This window comes from Streptomyces sp. NPDC048612, assembly GCF_043199295.1.
In the GTDB taxonomy this organism is placed as follows: domain Bacteria; phylum Actinomycetota; class Actinomycetes; order Streptomycetales; family Streptomycetaceae; genus Streptomyces.
The window spans coordinates 44,975-62,650 of the sequence record NZ_JBICVV010000002.1 but is presented as its reverse complement, the minus strand read 5'-3'; the positions used below and the strand labels follow the sequence as shown (position 1 = coordinate 62,650).

Here is a 17,676-nt window from a genome sequence, read left to right as displayed (position 1 = left end):
GGGGGCCGACACATTCGGAGCAGAGTCTCCACCTTGGGGAGTAGGCGCGGCGGACAGGATCGCTCGCTCGGTTGACTCGTACATGTATTCCCGGTGCCTACGCTGGGTTACGTGCAGCGCCTCTACGACTTCATCCGCAGGCACCCGACAGGGGTGGACAGCTTCTGGGCCGTCCTCCTGCTCGGGGTCACTGTCCCCTGGGTGGCGTTCGAGACGGGCGGCTTCCAGAAGGTGCTCGCCGGGGTCTGCACGGTCGGCCTGTGTCTCGTCGTCGCGCTGCGCCGCAGGGCCCCCGTGAAGATGCTGCTGCTGACGGCCGCCATCGGCGTCTGCCAACTGATCTTCGGCATCGACACCAACCCCGGCGACGCCGCGATGTTCGTGATCACCTACACCGTCGCGTCCGGGCCCGCCATCCCCCGCTGGGCCTCTCGCTGCGCGCTCGCCGGCGCCGTCTTCGGGCCCGCCCTCTCCTTCTGGCGCTTCAGCGGCAGCGCCGAGGGCCGGCGGGTGGGGGAGAGCCTGTTCGTGACCGTGCTGCTCACCGTGCCGTTCGTCCTGGCCTGGGTGCTCGGCGACTCCATGCGCACCCGCCGCGCCTACTGGGCCCAACTGGAGGAGCGGGCCGCCCGGCTGGAGAAGGAGCGCGAGGCGCAGTCCCGGATCGCGGTGGCGGCCGAGCGCGCCCGTATCGCCCGCGAACTGCACGACGTCGTCGCCCACAACGTCTCGGTGATGGTCGTCCAGGCCGACGGCGCCGCCTACGTGCTCGACTCCGCGCCCGAACAGACCCGGCAGGCCCTGGAGACGATCTCCGGCACGGGCCGCCAGGCGCTGGCCGAAATGCGCCGCCTGCTGGGTGTGCTCCGCACCGGCGAGCAGCCCGAGAGCGGCGAATACGTCCCCCAGCCCGGCGTCGAGCAGCTCACCGACCTCATCGAGCAGGTGCGCGGCGCGGGACTGCCGGTCGACTTCCGGACCGTGGGCGAACCCCGCGAACTGCCCAGCAGCGTCGCCCTGACCGTGTACCGCATCGTCCAGGAAGCGCTCACCAACACCCGCAAACACGGCGGCCCCCATGTCGGCGCGACCGTCCGGCTCGCCTACCGGGACGAGGATCTCGACCTGCTCGTCGAGGACGACGGCCGCGGCGCGCAGCGCGAGCTCTACGAGGAGGGCGGGGCGGACGGCCTCGGCCACGGCCTCATCGGGATGCGCGAGCGCGTCGGCATGGTCGGCGGCACCCTGGCCGCGGGACCACGCCCCGGCGGCGGCTTCCGGGTCAGCGCCGTCCTCCCGCTCAAACCGGCCCGGTGACCGCGCGAACCGGTCCGGACCGGACGGCGTCCTATGAGGGGACCACACCGGCCCCCCGCACCCCACCCCGTACGCTCGCCCCCCACTCCTCCCCGAAGGGACCCCCTGCCATGACCATCCGTGTGATGCTCGTCGACGACCAGGTGCTGCTGCGCACCGGTTTCCGGATGGTGCTCGCCGCACAGCCCGACATGGAGGTGGTCGCGGAGGCCGGAAACGGGGTGGAGGCCCTGGAGGTGCTGCGCGGCACCCAGGTCGACGTGATCCTCATGGACGTCCGGATGCCGCAGCTGGACGGGGTGGAGACCACCCGCCGGATCTGCGAGGGCGGCCAGAAGGAGGGCGCCCCGAAGGTCCTCATCCTGACCACCTTCGACCTGGACGAGTACGCCTTCTCCGCGCTGAAGGCCGGGGCCAGCGGCTTCATGCTCAAGGACGTCCCGCCGGGGGAGCTGCTCGCCGCGATCCGGGCGGTGGAGAGCGGCGACGCGGTCGTCGCGCCGTCCACCACCCGCCGGCTCCTCGACCGCTTCACGCCGATGCTGCCCGGCACCTCCGGCCAGCCGTCCCGGCCCGAGCTGGAGCGGCTGACGGAGCGGGAGCGGGAGGTGCTGCTGCTGGTCGCCCAGGGCCTGTCGAACGGTGAGATCGCGGCGCGGCTGGTGCTCTCCGAGGCCACCGTCAAGACCCACGTGGGCCGCATCCTCACCAAGCTGAGCCTCCGCGACCGGGTCCAGGCGGTGGTCCTGGCGTACGAGACGGGTCTGGTGCGGGCCGGCGGGTCGGGGGCCTAGGGCCCGGGGCCGCCGCGCACCCGGCGGGTCCTCAACGCAGCACGCCCTCAAGGAAGTCGCTGCCCAGCCGGGCCACCACCTGGAGGTCCAGCTGGTGCAGCACATAGCGTCCCCGGCGCCGGGTCTGGATCAGGCCGGCCTTCTTCAGCGTCGCGATGTGCCGGGACACCTCCGGCGAGGTGATGCCGAACGCGTTCGCCAGCTCCCCGGTCGTGTGCGGCCCCCGCGACAGGGTCCGGCACAGCTGCATCCGCATCGGGTGGCCCAGCGCCTCCAGCCGCTGCTGGACGAGTTCCAGCGCGGCCGGCGGCGGCAACTCCTGCCCGGCGACGGGGTATTGGAGCACGGGGCGCCAGCCCTGCGCATGGCTGAACAGCAGATGCGGCCAGCCGAAGGACGTCGGCAGGAAGGTGACGCCCGGATCGGCGGGGTCAGCGAACGCCGTGGTGCGCCCCTGGGCCAGCTTGTCGAGGAGGATGCGGGTGCCGCCGCTGCCGTCCTGCGTGTCCTCCAGTCGCAGCGCCCGCGAGGTCGCGGACAGCGTCTCGGCCAGGCCCTTGCGGCGCAGCAGCTCGGTCTTGTGCCGGGCGTCGGCCGCCAGCTGGATGCCGACCCGCCGCCAGATGTCCCCGAAGAACGCCTCCTCGCAGTCCTCGAACAGGCGGCGCAGCCACACCCGCAGGCCGTCGGGGTCGGTGAGCATCCGGTCGGTGAAGGCCGCCTGCCGCGGGCCGCGAGCGGCCGCCATCTCCCGCACCCGCGCCCGCTCGTCCGCGTCGACCAGCGGCGACGGGGTGGGCAGGCTGTAGCGCGGCGAGCAGCTGATCTCGAACGCGGCGGCCACGAACCGCTCGTCATCGATCCTGTCCAGCTCGTCCAGGTCCTCGGCCAGCGTCGCCCCGGGGCGGGCCGGCAGCAGGATATCGGAACGGGCGGACCGCCACAGGAAGTCGGCCTCGCACAGCCGGTCGGCGAGGTCGGTCTTCAGCGCCGCGTTGGTCGCCATGACCCAGCCGTGCAGCCCCGGATGGTGCCCTGGTTCGGACAGTGCGTGCAGTGCGGCGCCCAGCTCCGCCAAGGGGGACGGGGCGAAGACGACGCGCTCCGGGGGCAGCCCGGTGATGTCGATGACGTTGGCCATGCGCCCATCATGCGTGAGGCTCCCACCTGCGTGGACGTCGTTTGACGGCTCCCGTCAAACGACGCGCGCCGAGCGGCCGGACCACCGCACAGTGAGGGCCATGAACGCCGGTCAGCAGCACCTCCTCGACCTTTACCGTGCCTCCCGGCGAGACGAGTCCGCCCCGCCCGCCCCGGGCACCCACACCGTCCGCACCGCCCGCGAGATCCGCCGGTGGTACCGCTTCCGCGCCGTCGTCACGGCCCCCACCGACCGCCTCCCGGGCCGCCTCCGCGGCGCCCTCCGCACCGCCGCCACGACCTTGCTCCGCCGGGGCGCCAGGGGGGCCGGGGCAGGGGCGCCGTGACCCCTTGTGGGTCGCCCCCTCGGCGACCGCCCGTCCCGTCCCCTCGCGTCACCTCATCCGCCCGGCCCTCACGGCCTCGACGAAGTCCACGAACTTGCCCACCTCCGCCCGGATGTCTCCTTCCGTCCATGCCAGGGCGGACGAGGCCACCGTCATCTCGGTCAGCGTCACCCCGGTCGGGCCGGCCTGGTCCGGCTCGTACCAGCTCCTGAACAGCGCCGTCCCGGTCTCCTCCGCCTGGCGCACCACGGCCTCGTTCAGCAGGCCGGGTGGGTACGGCAGCCACAGCCGGAACTCATGTGTGTACGGCGTCTCCGGGTCCACCCGGAACCACGGCACCCCGGCCCCGGCCAGGCCCTCCCGCAGCGCACGGGCCACCACCTTCGCGTGCGCCACGTACGCGGGCAGCCGCGGCAGTTCGCGGTCCAGGCCGGCGAGGGCGGCCAGTGCGGCAGGCCACTGCTGGGCCAGCTGCCCCCCGTACCGGTGCCGCCAGGCCCGCGCCTCGTCGACGAAGTCCTCGGTGCCCGCGAGCGCGGCGCCCGATATGCCGTCCAGCGACTTGTAGTAGGAGACATACACACTGTCCGCGAGGTCCGCGATCTCCGGGAGCGTGCGGCCGAAGTGCGGGCCGCACTCCCACAGTCGCGCGCCGTCGAAGTGCACCACCGCGTCACGGTCCCGCGCGGCCTCCACGGCCGCGGTCAGCTCGTCCCACGACGGCAGCACGAACCCGGCGTCCCGCAGCGGGAGTTCGAGTGCCAGGGTGCCGAACGGCTCCCGCAGGGCGTGGATCTCCGCGGCGGTCGCCGGCCGTGGGGCCCTCGTCGGGTGCACCATCCGCAGCCCGCTGACCACCGCATAGGCATCGCGCTCATGGACCTCCAGATGCGACAGCGGATGACCGGCCACCGTCGCGTTGCCCGTACGCCCCGCCCAGCAGCGCAGCGCCACCTGCTGCGCCATCGTGCCGGTCGGGAAGAAGGCGGCGGCCTCGGTGCCCAGGGCGGCGGCGGTCCGGCGTTCCAGCTCGCCGATGACGCTGTCCCCGTCCCCGTAGATGTCGACCGCCTTGTCCAGGTCGTACGCGGCCGGAGCGTCGGCCACCAGGCGGTCCAGCCGCTCGCGGACCGTCTCCCGCACGAGGCCGCCCGGCAGCACGCGCCGGGCGCCTCGGAGCGCCGCGCGCATCCGTTCCGGCGCGGGGCGGGCGGCACCCGCCCCGCTCGCGGCGTCCCCCGGGGCATCGCCCGGAACGCCGCCCGAGGTATCCGCCGAACCACTCCCCGAGCTACCACCCGCGGCTTCCCGCGAGCCCCTGTCCGGACCGAGTCCACCTGCTTCCCGCATCCGCCTCACACCCCCCTGACCGCTCTTTCCCCACGCCTTCGCGTGCCGACGCACCGATCGTCGCGCAGCCCCGCGCCGCTCCGCGACCCCTGTGGATAACTCTCGGAAGAGACCCCGGTCTCACCTTCCGTACAGCTCTGAAAGCCACCGGAAACACTCGCGTAGCATGGCGAGGAATCGTCCGGTACCCCCCGCGGACTGGAACGGAAGGCCATTGCCGCGTGAATGCAATCCCACCTCTCGAGGCCCAGGACCGCCCCGCCCGGCTGACCGTCGGCGTCGTCGGCGCCGGCCGGGTCGGGCCCGCCCTGGCCGCCGCGCTGCAGCTCGCGGGGCACCGCCCGGTCGCCGTGTCGGGCGTGTCCGACGCCTCCGTACGCCGCGCCGCCGAGCTGCTGCCCGACGTTCCCCTGGTGCCCCCGGCCGAGGTCCTCGCCCGCGCCGACCTGGTCCTGCTGACCGTCCCCGACGACGCCCTGGCCGGCCTGGTGAGCGGCCTCGCCGAGACCGGCGCCGTACGGCCCGGCCAGCTGCTGGTGCACACCTCGGGCCGGTTCGGAACGGCGGTCCTGGACCCGGCCACCCGCGCCGGCGCCCTGCCGCTCGCCCTGCACCCGGCCATGACGTTCACCGGCACCTCCGTGGACGTCCAGCGGCTGGCCGGCTGCTCGTTCGGCGTGACCTCGCCCGACGAGCTGCGGATGGCCGCCGAGGCGCTGGTCATCGAGATGGGCGGGGAGCCCGAGTGGATCACCGAATCCGCCCGCCCGCTCTACCACGCGGCGCTGGCCATCGGCGCGAACCACCTGGTCACACTCGTCGCCCAGTCGATGGAGCTGCTGCACGACGCCGGGGTGCAGGCCCCGGACCGGATGCTGGGCCCGCTGCTCGGCGCCGCCCTGGACAACACGCTGCGGTCCGGTGACGCGGCGCTCACCGGCCCGGTCGCCCGGGGCGACGCCGGAACCGTCGCCGCCCATCTCGCCGAGCTGCGCCGGCACGCGCCGCAGAGCGTCGCCGGCTACCGCGCCATGGCCCGTACGACCGCGGACCGGGCGCTGGCCCACGGTCTGCTGAAGCCGGAACTGGCCGAGGACCTGCTGGAGGTGCTCGCCGACTCCGGCGACGGACCCGGCACCGCCCCGGGCGCGCCCGACGCCCCCGGCCCGGACCCCGACGCCCCCGGCCCCGAGGGAGGCGACCGATGACCTCCTCGCCCCTGAGCCCGTCCCCCGGATCGGGCCCCCACCAGGACGCCGCCGCGGCACCGGACGTGCCCGTGACCCAGGAGCCGGACCAGCCCATGGACGAGAGCCGCCCCGTCCGCCCCACCCGCCCCGTGCACCTCCTCCACACCGCCGCGGCGCTCCGCGAGCTGCCCCGCGGCACCGGAGCCCGCGCCGTCGTCATGACCATGGGCGCGCTGCACGAGGGCCACGCCACCCTGGTCCGCGCCGCCCGCCACCGGGTCGGACCCCAGGGCCAGGTCGTCGTCACCGTCTTCGTCAATCCGCTGCAGTTCGGGGCGGGCGAGGACCTGGACCGCTACCCGCGCACCCTGGAGGCGGACACCGAGCTGGCCGCCGCCGCGGGCGCGGACGTCGTCTTCGCCCCGTCCGCCGACGAGGTCTACCCGGGCGGAGAACCGCAGATCCGGATCACCGCGGGCCCCATGGGCACCCTCCTGGAAGGCGCCAGCCGCCCCGGGCACTTCGACGGGGTGCTGACCGTCGTCGCCAAGCTGCTGCATCTGACCTCGCCCGACATCGCCTTCTACGGCCAGAAGGACGCCCAGCAGCTCGCCGTCATCACACGGATGGCCGCCGACCTCAACTTCCCCGTCGAGATCGTCGGCGTCCCCACGGTGCGCGAGGACGACGGCCTCGCCCTCTCCAGCCGCAACCGCTACCTCTCCCTCCCGGAGCGGCGCACCGCGCTCGCGCTGTCGGCGGCGCTGTTCGCGGCCCGCGACCGGCTCGCGGCCGAGGAGGCGCTGCGCGCCCGCGCCGCCTCCACGGGACACCCGGCGCAGGACCGTGCCGCCGCGCTCGCCGCCCTCGGCGAGGACCGGGCCGCCGCCGACGCCCACGCCGTCGCCTACGCCGCTGCGGGCCCCCCGCACGGCCCGTCCGTGGCGCGCGCCGCGGCCGGCGCGGTGCTGGACGACGCCTCCCGTTTCGAGCCGCCGCTCACCCTCGACTACCTGGCGCTGGTCGACCCCGCCGACTTCACCGAGGTCCCCGACGGCTACGAGGGCGAGGCCATTCTCGCGGTCGCCGCCAAGGTCGGAACCACCCGGCTGATCGACAACATCCGCCTCGTCTTCGGCGCGGGGGCGTCCGGAACGACAGCCGCCCCCGAGGGCGGCCTGCACACGGACGCCACCCCTTCGGACGGCCTCGCCGCCGGAGCCCCGGCCACCCCCACCACCCCTCACGGCACCCTCGGAGCGACCCGATGACCGCCACCGGAACAGGCACCGCACCCCGGCCCGCGGCAGGCACCGGCATAGGTCTGACCGCCCCCGCCCCCGGCTGGTCCATCGCGGCGGACGTCGTCGTGGTGGGCTCCGGAGTGGCCGGGCTGACCGCCGCCCTGCGCTGCGCCGCGGCCGGCCGCCGCACCGTCGTCGTCACCAAGGCCCGTCTGGACGACGGCTCCACCCGCTGGGCACAGGGCGGGATCGCGGCGGCGCTCGGCGACGGCGACACCCCGGAGCAGCATCTGGCCGACACCCTGGTGGCGGGCGCCGGACTCTGCGACGAGGCCGCCGTACGCACCCTGGTCACCGAAGGCCCGGACGCCGTCCACCGGCTGATCGGCACCGGCGCCCGCTTCGACACCGCACCGGGCAGCGACGAGATCGCGCTCACCCGCGAGGGCGGCCACCACCGCCGTCGTATCGCGCACGCCGGCGGGGACGCCACCGGGGCCGAGATCTCCCGTGCGCTCGTCGAGGCGGTCCGCGCTGCCGGGCTGCGCACCATCGAGAACGCGCTGGTCCTCGACCTGCTCACGGACGCCGACGGCCGCACCGCCGGGGTCACCCTGCACGTCATGGGGGAGGGCCAGCACGACGGCGTCGGTGCCGTACATGCCCCGGCGGTGGTGCTCGCCACCGGGGGCATGGGCCAGGTCTTCTCCGCGACCACCAACCCGCCGGTCTCCACCGGCGACGGGGTGGCCCTGGCGCTGCGCGCCGGCGCCGAGGTCTCCGACCTGGAGTTCGTCCAATTCCACCCCACCGTCCTGTATTTGGGGCCGGAAGCGGAAGGCCAGCAGCCGCTGATCTCCGAGGCCGTACGGGGCGAGGGCGCCCACCTCGTCGACGCCGGCGGCACCCGCTTCATGGTCGGCCGGCACGAACTCGCCGAGCTGGCACCGCGCGACATCGTCGCCAAGGAGATCATGCGCCGGGCGCACGAACAGGGCGTCGAGCACATGTACTTGGACGGCCGGCACTTCGGCGCGCCCATGTGGGAGACCCGCTTCCCGACCATCCTCGCCGCCTGCCGCAGCCACGGCATCGACCCGGTCACCGAACCGATACCGGTCGCCCCGGCCGCGCACTACGCCTCCGGCGGCGTACGCACCGATCTGCGCGGGCGCACCACCGTCCCCGGCCTCTACGCCTGCGGCGAGGTCGCCTGCACCGGCGTGCACGGCGCCAACCGGCTCGCCTCCAACTCCCTTCTGGAGGGCCTGGTCTTCGCGGAGCGGATCGCCGCGGACATCGCCGGACCGCACGCCCCGGAGACCCCGGAACCCACGGCGGACGGCGCCTCCGGCACGCACGACGGCACCGCGGACGGCGCGTCGGCGCACCCCACACGCCCCGCCCCGGACCCCGCGCCCCACACCACCCTCCCGCTGCTCGCCCCCGAGACCCGTACGGCCGTGCAGCGGATCATGACCGCCGGCGCGGGCGTGCTGCGCAGCGCGGAGAGCCTCGCCCGGGCGGCCGCCGAACTGGACCGCCTGCACCGCGAGGCGACCGTGGCGGCCCTTCCGGCGGGCGGCGACGAACCGGCCGGCGCGACCGCCGCCGGAAGTGCCGGGCCCGCCGACCGCAAGGCCCCCGAGCCCGGAGTGGAAGCCTGGGAGGCCACCAACCTCCTGTGCGTCGCCCGGGTGCTGGTCGCCGCGGCACAGCGCCGTGCGGAGACCCGCGGCTGCCATTGGCGCGAGGACCACCCGGACCGGGACGATGCCTCCTGGCGCCGCCACTTCCGCATCACCCTGGCCGCGGACCGCGCGCTGACCCTCCGGATGACGGAGACCGCCGGTTTCCCGCCGACGGTCACCCCGTAGCCACCCACCCCACCGCCCGCCACGACAGACCGCGCCCACCCCACCTCCCCGGATACGGAGCCACCCCGTGAGCAGCACCCCCGACGACCTCCCCCTCCTCCAGATCGGCGGGCCGACCGCCGGCGCCCCCGCCGGAGGCTGCGGCGACGCCTGCGGCTGCGGCGACGGGGGCGCGTACGAGATCGACCCGCTGGCCTGCGGTCTCGACCCCGACCTGGCCGCGCTCCTGGTGGCCGCCGGGCTCGACCCCGTCCAGGTGGAGGCCATCGCCCAGCTCGCCCTGGAGGAGGACCTCGACCAGGGCGTGGACGTCACGACCGTGGCGACCATCTCCGAAGACGCGGTCGCCACCGGCGACTTCACGGCCCGCGAGGCCGGCACCGTCGCCGGGCTGCGGGTCGCCGAGGCGGTGCTGTCCCTCGTCTGCACCGACGCGTTCGAGGTCGAGCGGCACGTCGAGGACGGTGACCGGGTCGCGGCCGGCACCCCGCTGCTGAGCGTCACCACCCGCACCCGCGACCTGCTCACCGCCGAGCGCAGCGCACTGAACCTGCTGTGCCGGCTGTCCGGTATCGCCACCGCGACCCAGGCCTGGTCGGACGCCCTCGACGGCACGAAGACGCGGGTCCGCGACACCCGTAAGACGACGCCGGGACTGCGCGCCCTGGAGAAGTTCGCGGTGCGCTGCGGCGGCGGCGTCAACCACCGGATGTCGCTCTCCGACGCGGCGCTGATCAAGGACAACCACGTGGTCGCGGCCGGCGGCGTCGCCGAGGCCTTCACCGCCGTACGGAACGAGTTCCCCGGGCTGGCGATCGAGGTGGAGGTCGACCGGATCGACCAGATCCCGCCGATCCTCGCCGAGGGCGCCGATCTGATCCTGCTGGACAACTTCACCCCCGAGCAGACCCGAGAGGCGGTGGCCCTGGTCGCCGGCCGGGCCATGCTGGAGTCCTCGGGCCGGCTGACCCTGGACAACGCCCGCACCTACGCCGGGACCGGCGTCGACTACCTCGCGGTGGGCTCGCTCACCCACTCCTCCCCGATCCTCGACATCGGCCTCGACCTGCGCGAGGACGACGGCCGGGGCGACCGGGAACCGGCCGACGACGTGCGTGAGGACCGCTGACGCCATGCTCCTGACCATCGACGTGGGCAACACCCACACGGTCCTCGGCCTCTTCGACGGCGAGGAGATCGTCGAGCACTGGCGGATCTCCACCGACGCCCGGCGCACCGCCGACGAGCTGGCCGTGCTCCTCCAGGGCCTGATGGGGATGCACCCGCTCCTCGGCGACGACCTGGGCGACGGCATCGAGGGCATCGCCATCTGCTCCACGGTGCCCTCCGTCCTCCACGAGCTGCGCGAGGTCACCCGCCGCTACTACGGCGACGTGCCCGCCGTCCTGGTGGAGCCGGGCGTCAAGACGGGCGTCCCGATCCTCATGGACAACCCGAAGGAGGTCGGCGCCGACCGGATCATCAACGCCCTGGCGGCCGTCGAGCTCTACGGCGGACCCGCGGTGGTCGTCGACTTCGGCACGGCCACCACCTTCGACGCGGTCAGCGCCCGCGGCGAGTACGTCGGCGGCGTGATCGCTCCGGGCATCGAGATCTCGGTGGACGCGCTGGGTGTCAAGGGCGCCCAGCTCCGCAAGATCGAACTGGCCCGGCCGCGCAGCGTCATCGGCAAGAACACCGTGGAGGCCATGCAGTCCGGCATCCTCTACGGGTTCGCGGGCCAGGTCGACGGTGTGGTGCGGCGCATGGCGCGGGAGCTGGCCGACGACCCGGACGAGGTGACCGTGATCGCCACCGGCGGGCTGGCGCCGATGGTGCTCGGTGAGTCCTCGGAGATCGACGCGCACGAGCCCTGGCTCACCCTGATCGGGCTGCGGCTGGTCTACGAGCGGAATATCGCCCGCTCGTAGCGGAACACCACCGTCCGCGGAAGCCATTCCGGCGCCGGAAGACCGGTGGTGCGGCTCGCTGCCGCGCCACCGGTCACGAATTAAGCGGCTTTTGTCGGAATTGGTCGTAAAGTCGCCATATGCCAATGCCAAACGGAACCCGCGGCGGCATGGCGTTCAGCGCCGATGAGTTGCGTGTGCTCCGTCGCGCCCTCGCCCATGCCCTGCAGACGACGCCCCCCGCCGCCCCGCCCGGGACCCCCTGCCCCGAGCGGTCCCGGGACATCCAGGAATACCTCCGGCTGGCCGAGGCGGTCGACGAGGCGGTCCGCGAAGGCGGCCGGCTGCGCGCCTTCCTCCTCGCCGACCTCGCCCGCTACCGCGCGGCCCTGCCCGGCTCGGCCACCGGCTATCTCACGCAGCTCAGGGAGGCGCTGACAGCGGGCCACGTCCCCGGCCCCGACGACCTCGCCGCCCTGCGCTCGCTGCCGCGGTCCGGCGCGACGGCCGAGAGCGCACGCCGCGGCGCCCTGCTGCGCCACTGCGAGCAGCTCGCCGAGCACTCCGTACGGGCCCGGCTGCGCGCGCTGCCGGGCGGCCGCTCGGCAGCCCGCGGCGCCGGCCGGGAACCGGAGCCCGAACGGCAGCCGAAGCCCGAGCGCAAACCCCAGCCCGCGCCCGCCCCGCAGCCCAAGGGCCCGCAGCGCGACCGGCCGATCCCCACACCGGGCGAGGTCTTCCCGCCCCGCCGCAAACCCGCCCCGCCCCCCGAGAGCCGCACCGCCTGAGCGCTGCGTACTCTGGTGTCTCACGCCCAAAGGAGGCCATACGTCATGGATTACGTCGCAGCGCTGCTCCCGCCCGTGGTGATGGCCGTGGCCTTCACCGCCCTGATCGTGACGATCATCAAGAGCCAGGGCGGAGCGAACAAGGCCAAGGAGGACGCCGCCGTGGACGCCGCCCTGGCACGCGCCGAATCCGCCGGTCAGGAGCCCACCGCGCACGGCGTCTGAGCCGCCCGCCGCACTTTCGGCACCCCGCGCACACCGTACGACCCGGGATTCACGTCCCGGGTCGTACCGCGTTTTCCGGCCCAAACGCAACGAGATCAACGGGCATTCGCGACATCTCCCACTATTGTTCTTGTGTGCCGAGACGCTTGGGTGATCTGGAAGACGCGGTCATGACGCGGGTCTGGGAGTGGAACCGCCCGGTCACCGTTCGAGAAGTCCTGGAAGATCTGCAGAAGGAACGGTCGATCGCCTACACCACGGTCATGACCGTATTGGACAACCTTCACCAGAAGGGCTGGGTGCGCCGCGAAGCAGAAGGCCGCGCCTATCGCTATGAGGCGGTCTCCACCCGCGCCGCCTACGCGGCCGCACTGATGAACGAGGCATGGTCCGCCAGCGACAACCCCGCGGCCGCCCTTGTCGCCTTCTTCGGGATGATGTCCCCGGAACAGCGCCATGCCCTGCGCGACGCCGTACGGATGGTCCAGGTCGACGAACCGGCGGAAGGCCCGGAACAACCGGCACAAGAGGCGGAAGAGACCGGGCCTGCGGAAGAACACCCGGCGGAAGCCGCACCGGAAGGCGCCGGTGAAGCCGGGCCCGCCGAAGGGGATGAACCCGGGGCGAGTGCCACCGGCAAGGAGCGATAGCGTCCCGGCATGCCTCCGCATTCAAAAGGCCTCACCGTCCGCCGGGCCAGGACCGGCGATGTACCGGCGGTACGCCGTCTCATCGACGCCTACTCACGTGACGCGATCCTGCTCGACAAAGCCACCGTCACGCTTTACGAGGACATCCAGGAGTTCTGGGTCGCCGAGCGCGACGAAGACGCCGAGGTCGTCGGCTGCGGGGCACTCCACGTCATGTGGGAAGACCTGGCCGAGGTCCGCACCCTGGCCGTCGATCCGCGGCTGAAGGGGACAGGAGTCGGCCACCAAGTCCTCGACAAGCTGCTGCGCACCGCGAGCTGGCTCGGAGTGCGGCGCATTTTCTGTCTCACCTTCGAAGTCGACTTCTTCACCAAGCACGGCTTCGTAGAGATCGGCGAAGCCCCGGTAGACGGTGATGTCTACAGTGAGCTGCTGCGTTCCTATGACGAGGGCGTTGCGGAGTTCCTGGGCCTCGAACGAGTGAAGCCCAACACCCTGGGTAACAGTCGGATGCTTCTGCACCTGTGATGAGTGTTCTATGTCCGAATCGCTCCCCTATCTCATGGGTACGGAAGCATGCGTTCCCCGCTCTGTGGGCAAGTGAACCCTACCCAAGGGTTTGTGTTTTTCCCGGAAAAGCGGTTTGCTTTCCGTCGTAATCCGCATTCGATGAAAGGGAAACCGGTGGCACAGAAGGTTCAGGTTCTTCTTGTCGACGACCTCAACGGTGGCGAGGCGGACGAGACGGTGACGTTCGCACTCGACGGCAAGTCCTACGAGATCGACCTCTCTGAAGGCAACGCCCAGAAGCTGCGCGACTCCCTCGCCGACTTCGTGAAGGCGGGCCGCCGCACCGGTGGCCGCGCTTCTTCCGGCCGCGGCAAGGCGCGCGGTGCGGCTTCCGGCAGCAGCCAGGACACCGCGAAGATCCGCGCCTGGGCCAAGGAGAACGGCTACAACGTCAATGACCGCGGCCGGGTCCCCGCCGACATTCGTGAGGCATTCGAGAAGGCCAACGGCTGATCGCCGTACGCGCGGTCCGATTGGGCATTACCAGCACGCACCAACCGGGCACGGTGGCACTCCGTCGCCGCCGCGCTCACGAGTCGTACGAGGTCGGGGACGCCTCCGTCGTCCCCGTTTCCTGCCCCGAACCCCGTGGTGGGCAGGGAATTCTCCGCCTCGTACCCGGGCCGGGGAGGCCGCACCCACCGCGCGGCCTCCCGGGAACCGAATCCGTATGACGGTGCCGCGGCCGCCGGGAACACCGGCGCGGGCATCCGGTCCCCGGCCCCACGCACCGTGAGATCCGGGACGAGCGCGCCCCACTCCAGCCATTCCAGGATTCCCGGGAGTTCCTCGGCGCCGCCAGCCGCGATGAGCATGAGCAATTTCGGCCGACCACCGGAGTGATTCCCGTCGCATCCGGCCCGAAGGAGTGCCACCGGACCGGTCCGCGGCAGGCGCCGTAATACGGCACCTCCCGCCCCGGCCGGCATCTCCAGCACATCGAAGCGCAGCCCCGTCGGCAGCTCCACCGGCTCCGTTCCGGTGGTCGGCCAGCCGAGCTCTTCCTCGTACCACCGGCGGACGGCGGCGAGGGGGCTGCGGGGTCGCGGAAGCACGCGGGCCATGCCCGGTGAAACTCCCGGAAACTCAGGAAGTTACGCTGCGTAGGCGTGCGCGTACGTACCGTGCCTGCGGGAGAGGTGTGGAGGGGTGTGCGAGGGCGTGCGGATGTTCGCCCGTAGCGGATGGAAGCGGCCCGCGCCGCATGGAGTGTCAGTGGCAGCGGGTAAGACAGTCTCAGTGGGAAGAGACGGTGTGACCGGCGTCCGAGGCGTTCCGCCCCGGCCCGAAGGCCGGCGACGGACGGCGTGTCGACAGAGGGCGCGTTCGCCACGGGCGTAGTGGCAGAGGGCGTATATGCCTGGCCTGCGGGAACATCGTCTCGCACCATCGAGTTGGAGCAGATGTCAGCTGTTCGGCAGTAAATTTCCTCGCAGGAGCGGGGGTGATCCGGACGGGTGTCGGCAGTTGGAATGAGCTGTCCCGCCCCGCGGGACTAGCATGCGGAAGGACAGGGAGGGGACCGACCCCTAACTGCCTGACCGCTCTGAGGAGCGATTAACGATGTTCGAGAGGTTCACCGACCGCGCGCGGCGGGTTGTCGTCCTGGCTCAGGAAGAAGCCCGGATGCTCAACCACAACTACATCGGCACCGAGCACATCCTCCTGGGCCTGATCCATGAGGGTGAGGGTGTCGCCGCTAAGGCCCTGGAGAGCCTCGGGATTTCGCTCGAGGCGGTCCGCCAGCAGGTGGAGGAGATCATCGGGCAGGGCCAGCAGGCTCCGTCCGGGCACATTCCCTTCACCCCCCGTGCCAAGAAGGTCCTGGAGCTGTCGCTCCGCGAGGCCCTTCAGCTCGGCCACAACTACATCGGTACGGAGCACATCCTGCTCGGCCTGATCCGCGAGGGCGAGGGCGTCGCCGCCCAGGTCCTGGTGAAGCTGGGCGCCGATCTCAACCGGGTGCGGCAGCAGGTCATCCAGCTGCTCTCCGGCTACCAGGGCAAGGAAGCCGCCACCGCCGGCGGCCCCGCCGAGGGCACCCCCTCGACCTCCCTCGTCCTGGACCAGTTCGGCCGCAACCTGACGCAGGCCGCTCGCGAGACCAAGCTCGACCCGGTCATCGGGCGCGAGAAGGAAATCGAGCGGGTCATGCAGGTCCTGTCCCGCCGTACCAAGAACAACCCGGTCCTCATCGGCGAGCCCGGCGTCGGCAAGACGGCGGTCGTCGAGGGACTGGCGCAGGCCATCGTCAAGGGCGAGGTGCCCGAGACCCTCAAGGACAAGCACCTCTACACCCTCGACCTCGGTGCCCTGGTCGCCGGCTCCCGCTACCGCGGTGACTTCGAGGAGCGCCTGAAGAAGGTCCTCAAGGAGATCCGCACCCGCGGCGACATCATCCTGTTCATCGACGAGCTCCACACCCTCGTGGGTGCGGGCGCCGCCGAGGGCGCGATCGACGCCGCCAGCATCCTCAAGCCCATGCTGGCGCGAGGCGAGCTGCAGACCATCGGTGCCACGACGCTCGACGAGTACCGCAAGCACCTGGAGAAGGACGCGGCCCTGGAGCGCCGCTTCCAGCCGATCCAGGTCGCCGAGCCGTCGCTGCCGCACACCATCGAGATCCTCAAGGGCCTGCGGGACCGCTACGAGGCGCACCACCGCGTGTCCATCACGGACTCCGCCCTGGTCGCCGCCGCCACCCTGGCCGACCGCTACATCTCGGACCGCTTCCTGCCGGACAAGGCGATCGACCTGATCGACGAGGCCGGCTCCCGGATGCGTATCCGCCGGATGACCGCGCCGCCGGACCTGCGCGAATTCGACGAGAAGATCGCCGATGTGCGCCGGGAGAAGGAGTCCGCGATCGACTCGCAGGACTTCGAGATGGCCGCGGGCCTGCGCGACAAGGAGAAGCAGCTCCTGGCCGCCAAGGCGAAGCGGGAGAAGGAGTGGAAGGCCGGCGACATGGACGTCGTCGCCGAGGTGGATGAGGAGCTGATCGCCGAGGTCCTGGCGACGGCCACCGGCATCCCGGTCTTCAAGCTCACCGAGGAGGAGTCCTCCCGGCTGCTGCGGATGGAAGACGAGCTGCACAAGCGCGTCATCGGCCAGAAGGACGCCATCAAGGCGCTCTCCCAGGCCATCCGCCGTACCCGTGCCGGCCTGAAGGACCCCAAGCGTCCCGGCGGCTCGTTCATCTTCGCCGGCCCGTCCGGTGTCGGTAAGACCGAGCTGTCCAAGACGCTGGCGGAGTTCCTCTTCGGCGACGAGGACGCGCTGATCTCCCTCGACATGTCGGAGTTCAGCGAGAAGCACACCGTCTCGCGGCTGTTCGGTTCGCCCCCCGGCTACGTCGGCTACGAAGAGGGCGGCCAGCTCACCGAGAAGGTGCGCCGCAAGCCGTTCTCCGTCGTGCTCTTCGACGAGGTCGAGAAGGCCCACCCGGACATCTTCAACTCGCTGCTGCAGATCCTGGAGGACGGTCGCCTGACCGACTCCCAGGGCCGGGTCGTGGACTTCAAGAACACGGTCATCATCATGACGACCAACCTCGGTACCCGGGACATCTCCAAGGGCTTCAACCTGGGCTTCGCGGCCCAGGGCGACACCAAGTCCAGCTACGAGCGGATGAAGAACAAGGTCAACGAAGAGCTCAAGCAGCACTTCCGCCCCGAGTTCCTCAACCGTGTCGACGACACCGTCGTCTTCCACCAGCTGACCGAGGAAGACATCATCCAGATCGTCGACCTCATGATCGCCAAGGTGGACGAGCGGCTCAAGGACCGCGACATGGGCATCGAGCTCAGCAGCGAGGCCAAGTCGCTGCTGGCCAAGCGCGGGTACGACCCGGTGCTCGGCGCCCGTCCGCTGCGCCGCACGATCCAGCGCGAGATCGAGGACGCCCTCTCGGAGAAGATCCTCTTCAGCGAGCTGCGTCCCGGCCACATCGTGGTCGTCGATGTCGAGGGCGAGGGTGACACCGCCAAGTTCACCTTCCGCGGCGAGGAGAAGTCGGCCCTGCCCGACGCCCCGCCGATCGAGTCCGCCACCGGCGGCTCGGGCCCGAACCTGAGCAAGGACGCCTGACGGCTCAGCGCAGCACCGACTGCGGCACTGCCCCGGAATCGTTTCGTACGATTCCGGGGCAGTTCTGTTGTCCGGGCCCCGGCCTTTCGCCCCTGTTCTTTAGCCGCGCGGAAATAAAGCCCCTATTCGGCAAGGGTCGTTTTCAGCCATTCACAGAGAGCCGATGCCGGGCATCGGCGGCGCCC

Annotated in this window: 17 protein-coding genes; 14 read left to right on the top strand and 3 right to left on the bottom strand. The window is 72.1% G+C overall.

Annotated elements, in window-relative coordinates; translation table 11 throughout:
• The first annotated feature begins 111 nt into the window (after positions 1–111).
• Together ACGFN2_RS03640 and ACGFN2_RS03635 are read left to right on the top strand one after the other, a co-directional pair.
• The gene (locus tag ACGFN2_RS03640; protein WP_393357247.1) at positions 112–1,317 is read left to right on the top strand and encodes a sensor histidine kinase; all 1,206 of its coding nucleotides are present in this window, start codon (positions 112–114) and stop codon (positions 1,315–1,317) included.
• A gap of 110 nt (positions 1,318–1,427) precedes the next feature.
• Complete coding sequence (locus ACGFN2_RS03635) at positions 1,428–2,111, top strand: response regulator (protein ID WP_393357245.1); 684 nt, start codon at positions 1,428–1,430, stop codon at positions 2,109–2,111.
• 31 nt (positions 2,112–2,142) lie between these two features.
• Here ACGFN2_RS03635 and ACGFN2_RS03630 read toward each other — a convergent pair whose 3' ends face one another.
• A complete protein-coding gene (locus tag ACGFN2_RS03630) occupies positions 2,143–3,252 on the bottom strand; it encodes a DUF5937 family protein (RefSeq protein WP_362610584.1) in 1,110 nt (369 codons plus the stop codon).
• A 100-nt stretch (positions 3,253–3,352) separates the two neighbouring features.
• Here ACGFN2_RS03630 and ACGFN2_RS03625 point away from each other — a divergent pair, with 100 nt between their 5' ends.
• Positions 3,353–3,598, top strand: a complete 246-nt coding sequence (locus tag ACGFN2_RS03625; RefSeq protein WP_393357243.1) for a hypothetical protein — start codon at positions 3,353–3,355, stop codon at positions 3,596–3,598.
• Positions 3,599–3,646: 48 nt separating this feature from the next.
• On the opposite strand, the gene ACGFN2_RS03620 is transcribed toward ACGFN2_RS03625, so the two are convergent.
• The gene (locus ACGFN2_RS03620; protein WP_393357241.1) at positions 3,647–4,789 is read right to left on the bottom strand and encodes a threonine aldolase family protein; all 1,143 of its coding nucleotides are present in this window, start codon (positions 4,787–4,789) and stop codon (positions 3,647–3,649) included.
• Positions 4,790–5,169: 380 nt separating this feature from the next.
• Here ACGFN2_RS03620 and ACGFN2_RS03615 point away from each other — a divergent pair, with 380 nt between their 5' ends.
• From ACGFN2_RS03615 to ACGFN2_RS03570, 10 genes are all read left to right on the top strand, one after another.
• Positions 5,170–6,156, top strand: coding sequence for a Rossmann-like and DUF2520 domain-containing protein (locus ACGFN2_RS03615; protein WP_393357239.1), 987 nt, complete (start codon positions 5,170–5,172; stop codon positions 6,154–6,156).
• Positions 6,157–6,251: 95 nt separating this feature from the next.
• The gene (panC, locus tag ACGFN2_RS03610) at positions 6,252–7,409 is read left to right on the top strand and encodes a pantoate--beta-alanine ligase (protein WP_393357983.1); all 1,158 of its coding nucleotides are present in this window, start codon (positions 6,252–6,254) and stop codon (positions 7,407–7,409) included.
• Positions 7,406–9,259 (top strand): L-aspartate oxidase, encoded by a 1,854-nt coding sequence (locus tag ACGFN2_RS03605; protein WP_393357237.1) that lies wholly within the window; start codon positions 7,406–7,408, stop codon positions 9,257–9,259. Before panC ends, ACGFN2_RS03605 begins: the two co-directional genes overlap by 4 nt.
• Positions 9,260–9,326: 67 nt before the next feature.
• Positions 9,327–10,388, top strand: coding sequence for a carboxylating nicotinate-nucleotide diphosphorylase (gene nadC, locus ACGFN2_RS03600; RefSeq protein WP_362610573.1), 1,062 nt, complete (start codon positions 9,327–9,329; stop codon positions 10,386–10,388).
• Between the two features lie 4 nt (positions 10,389–10,392).
• The gene (locus ACGFN2_RS03595; RefSeq protein ID WP_362610570.1) at positions 10,393–11,190 is read left to right on the top strand and encodes a type III pantothenate kinase; all 798 of its coding nucleotides are present in this window, start codon (positions 10,393–10,395) and stop codon (positions 11,188–11,190) included.
• Positions 11,191–11,339: 149 nt separating this feature from the next.
• Complete coding sequence (locus tag ACGFN2_RS03590; RefSeq protein ID WP_362610625.1) at positions 11,340–11,957, top strand: hypothetical protein; 618 nt, start codon at positions 11,340–11,342, stop codon at positions 11,955–11,957.
• Between the two features lie 45 nt (positions 11,958–12,002).
• Entirely contained in the window at positions 12,003–12,182 is a 180-nt protein-coding gene (locus tag ACGFN2_RS03585; RefSeq protein ID WP_393357234.1) for a hypothetical protein, read from the top strand.
• A 170-nt stretch (positions 12,183–12,352) separates the two neighbouring features.
• Positions 12,353–12,832, top strand: a complete 480-nt coding sequence (locus ACGFN2_RS03580) for a BlaI/MecI/CopY family transcriptional regulator (protein WP_393357981.1) — start codon at positions 12,353–12,355, stop codon at positions 12,830–12,832.
• Between the two features lie 9 nt (positions 12,833–12,841).
• Positions 12,842–13,360: an amino-acid N-acetyltransferase gene (locus ACGFN2_RS03575; protein ID WP_362610565.1), complete on the top strand. Its 519-nt coding sequence runs from the start codon at positions 12,842–12,844 to the stop codon at positions 13,358–13,360.
• A 156-nt stretch (positions 13,361–13,516) separates the two neighbouring features.
• Entirely contained in the window at positions 13,517–13,855 is a 339-nt protein-coding gene (locus tag ACGFN2_RS03570; protein ID WP_362610623.1) for an Lsr2 family protein, read from the top strand.
• On the opposite strand, the gene ACGFN2_RS03565 is transcribed toward ACGFN2_RS03570, so the two are convergent.
• Positions 13,786–14,466 carry an SCO3374 family protein gene (locus ACGFN2_RS03565; RefSeq protein ID WP_362610562.1) on the bottom strand — a complete coding sequence of 227 codons (681 nt, stop codon included), beginning with the start codon at positions 14,464–14,466 and terminating at the stop codon, positions 13,786–13,788. The genes ACGFN2_RS03570 and ACGFN2_RS03565 overlap by 70 nt on opposite strands.
• 499 nt (positions 14,467–14,965) lie before the next feature.
• Here ACGFN2_RS03565 and ACGFN2_RS03560 point away from each other — a divergent pair, with 499 nt between their 5' ends.
• Entirely contained in the window at positions 14,966–17,491 is a 2,526-nt protein-coding gene (locus ACGFN2_RS03560) for an ATP-dependent Clp protease ATP-binding subunit (RefSeq protein ID WP_362610560.1), read from the top strand.
• The last annotated feature ends 185 nt before the right edge of the window (positions 17,492–17,676 follow it).

What these genes read in the sequence shown, in the direction of transcription:
- ACGFN2_RS03635 (WP_393357245.1), top strand. Translation starts at nt 1,428, where the DNA reads ATGACCATCCGTGTGATGCTCGTCGACGACCAGGTGCTGCTGCGCACC.
- ACGFN2_RS03630 (WP_362610584.1), bottom strand. Translation starts at nt 3,252, where the DNA reads ATGGCCAACGTCATCGACATCACCGGGCTGCCCCCGGAGCGCGTCGTC.
- ACGFN2_RS03625 (WP_393357243.1), top strand. Translation starts at nt 3,353, where the DNA reads ATGAACGCCGGTCAGCAGCACCTCCTCGACCTTTACCGTGCCTCCCGG.
- ACGFN2_RS03620 (WP_393357241.1), bottom strand. Translation starts at nt 4,789, where the DNA reads ATGCGCGCGGCGCTCCGAGGCGCCCGGCGCGTGCTGCCGGGCGGCCTC.
- panC (WP_393357983.1), top strand. Translation starts at nt 6,252, where the DNA reads ATGGACGAGAGCCGCCCCGTCCGCCCCACCCGCCCCGTGCACCTCCTC.
- ACGFN2_RS03605 (WP_393357237.1), top strand. Translation starts at nt 7,406, where the DNA reads ATGACCGCCACCGGAACAGGCACCGCACCCCGGCCCGCGGCAGGCACC.
- ACGFN2_RS03595 (WP_362610570.1), top strand. Translation starts at nt 10,393, where the DNA reads ATGCTCCTGACCATCGACGTGGGCAACACCCACACGGTCCTCGGCCTC.
- ACGFN2_RS03590 (WP_362610625.1), top strand. Translation starts at nt 11,340, where the DNA reads ATGGCGTTCAGCGCCGATGAGTTGCGTGTGCTCCGTCGCGCCCTCGCC.
- ACGFN2_RS03585 (WP_393357234.1), top strand. Translation starts at nt 12,003, where the DNA reads ATGGATTACGTCGCAGCGCTGCTCCCGCCCGTGGTGATGGCCGTGGCC.
- ACGFN2_RS03580 (WP_393357981.1), top strand. Translation starts at nt 12,353, where the DNA reads ATGACGCGGGTCTGGGAGTGGAACCGCCCGGTCACCGTTCGAGAAGTC.
- ACGFN2_RS03575 (WP_362610565.1), top strand. Translation starts at nt 12,842, where the DNA reads ATGCCTCCGCATTCAAAAGGCCTCACCGTCCGCCGGGCCAGGACCGGC.
- ACGFN2_RS03565 (WP_362610562.1), bottom strand. Translation starts at nt 14,466, where the DNA reads ATGGCCCGCGTGCTTCCGCGACCCCGCAGCCCCCTCGCCGCCGTCCGC.
- ACGFN2_RS03560 (WP_362610560.1), top strand. Translation starts at nt 14,966, where the DNA reads ATGTTCGAGAGGTTCACCGACCGCGCGCGGCGGGTTGTCGTCCTGGCT.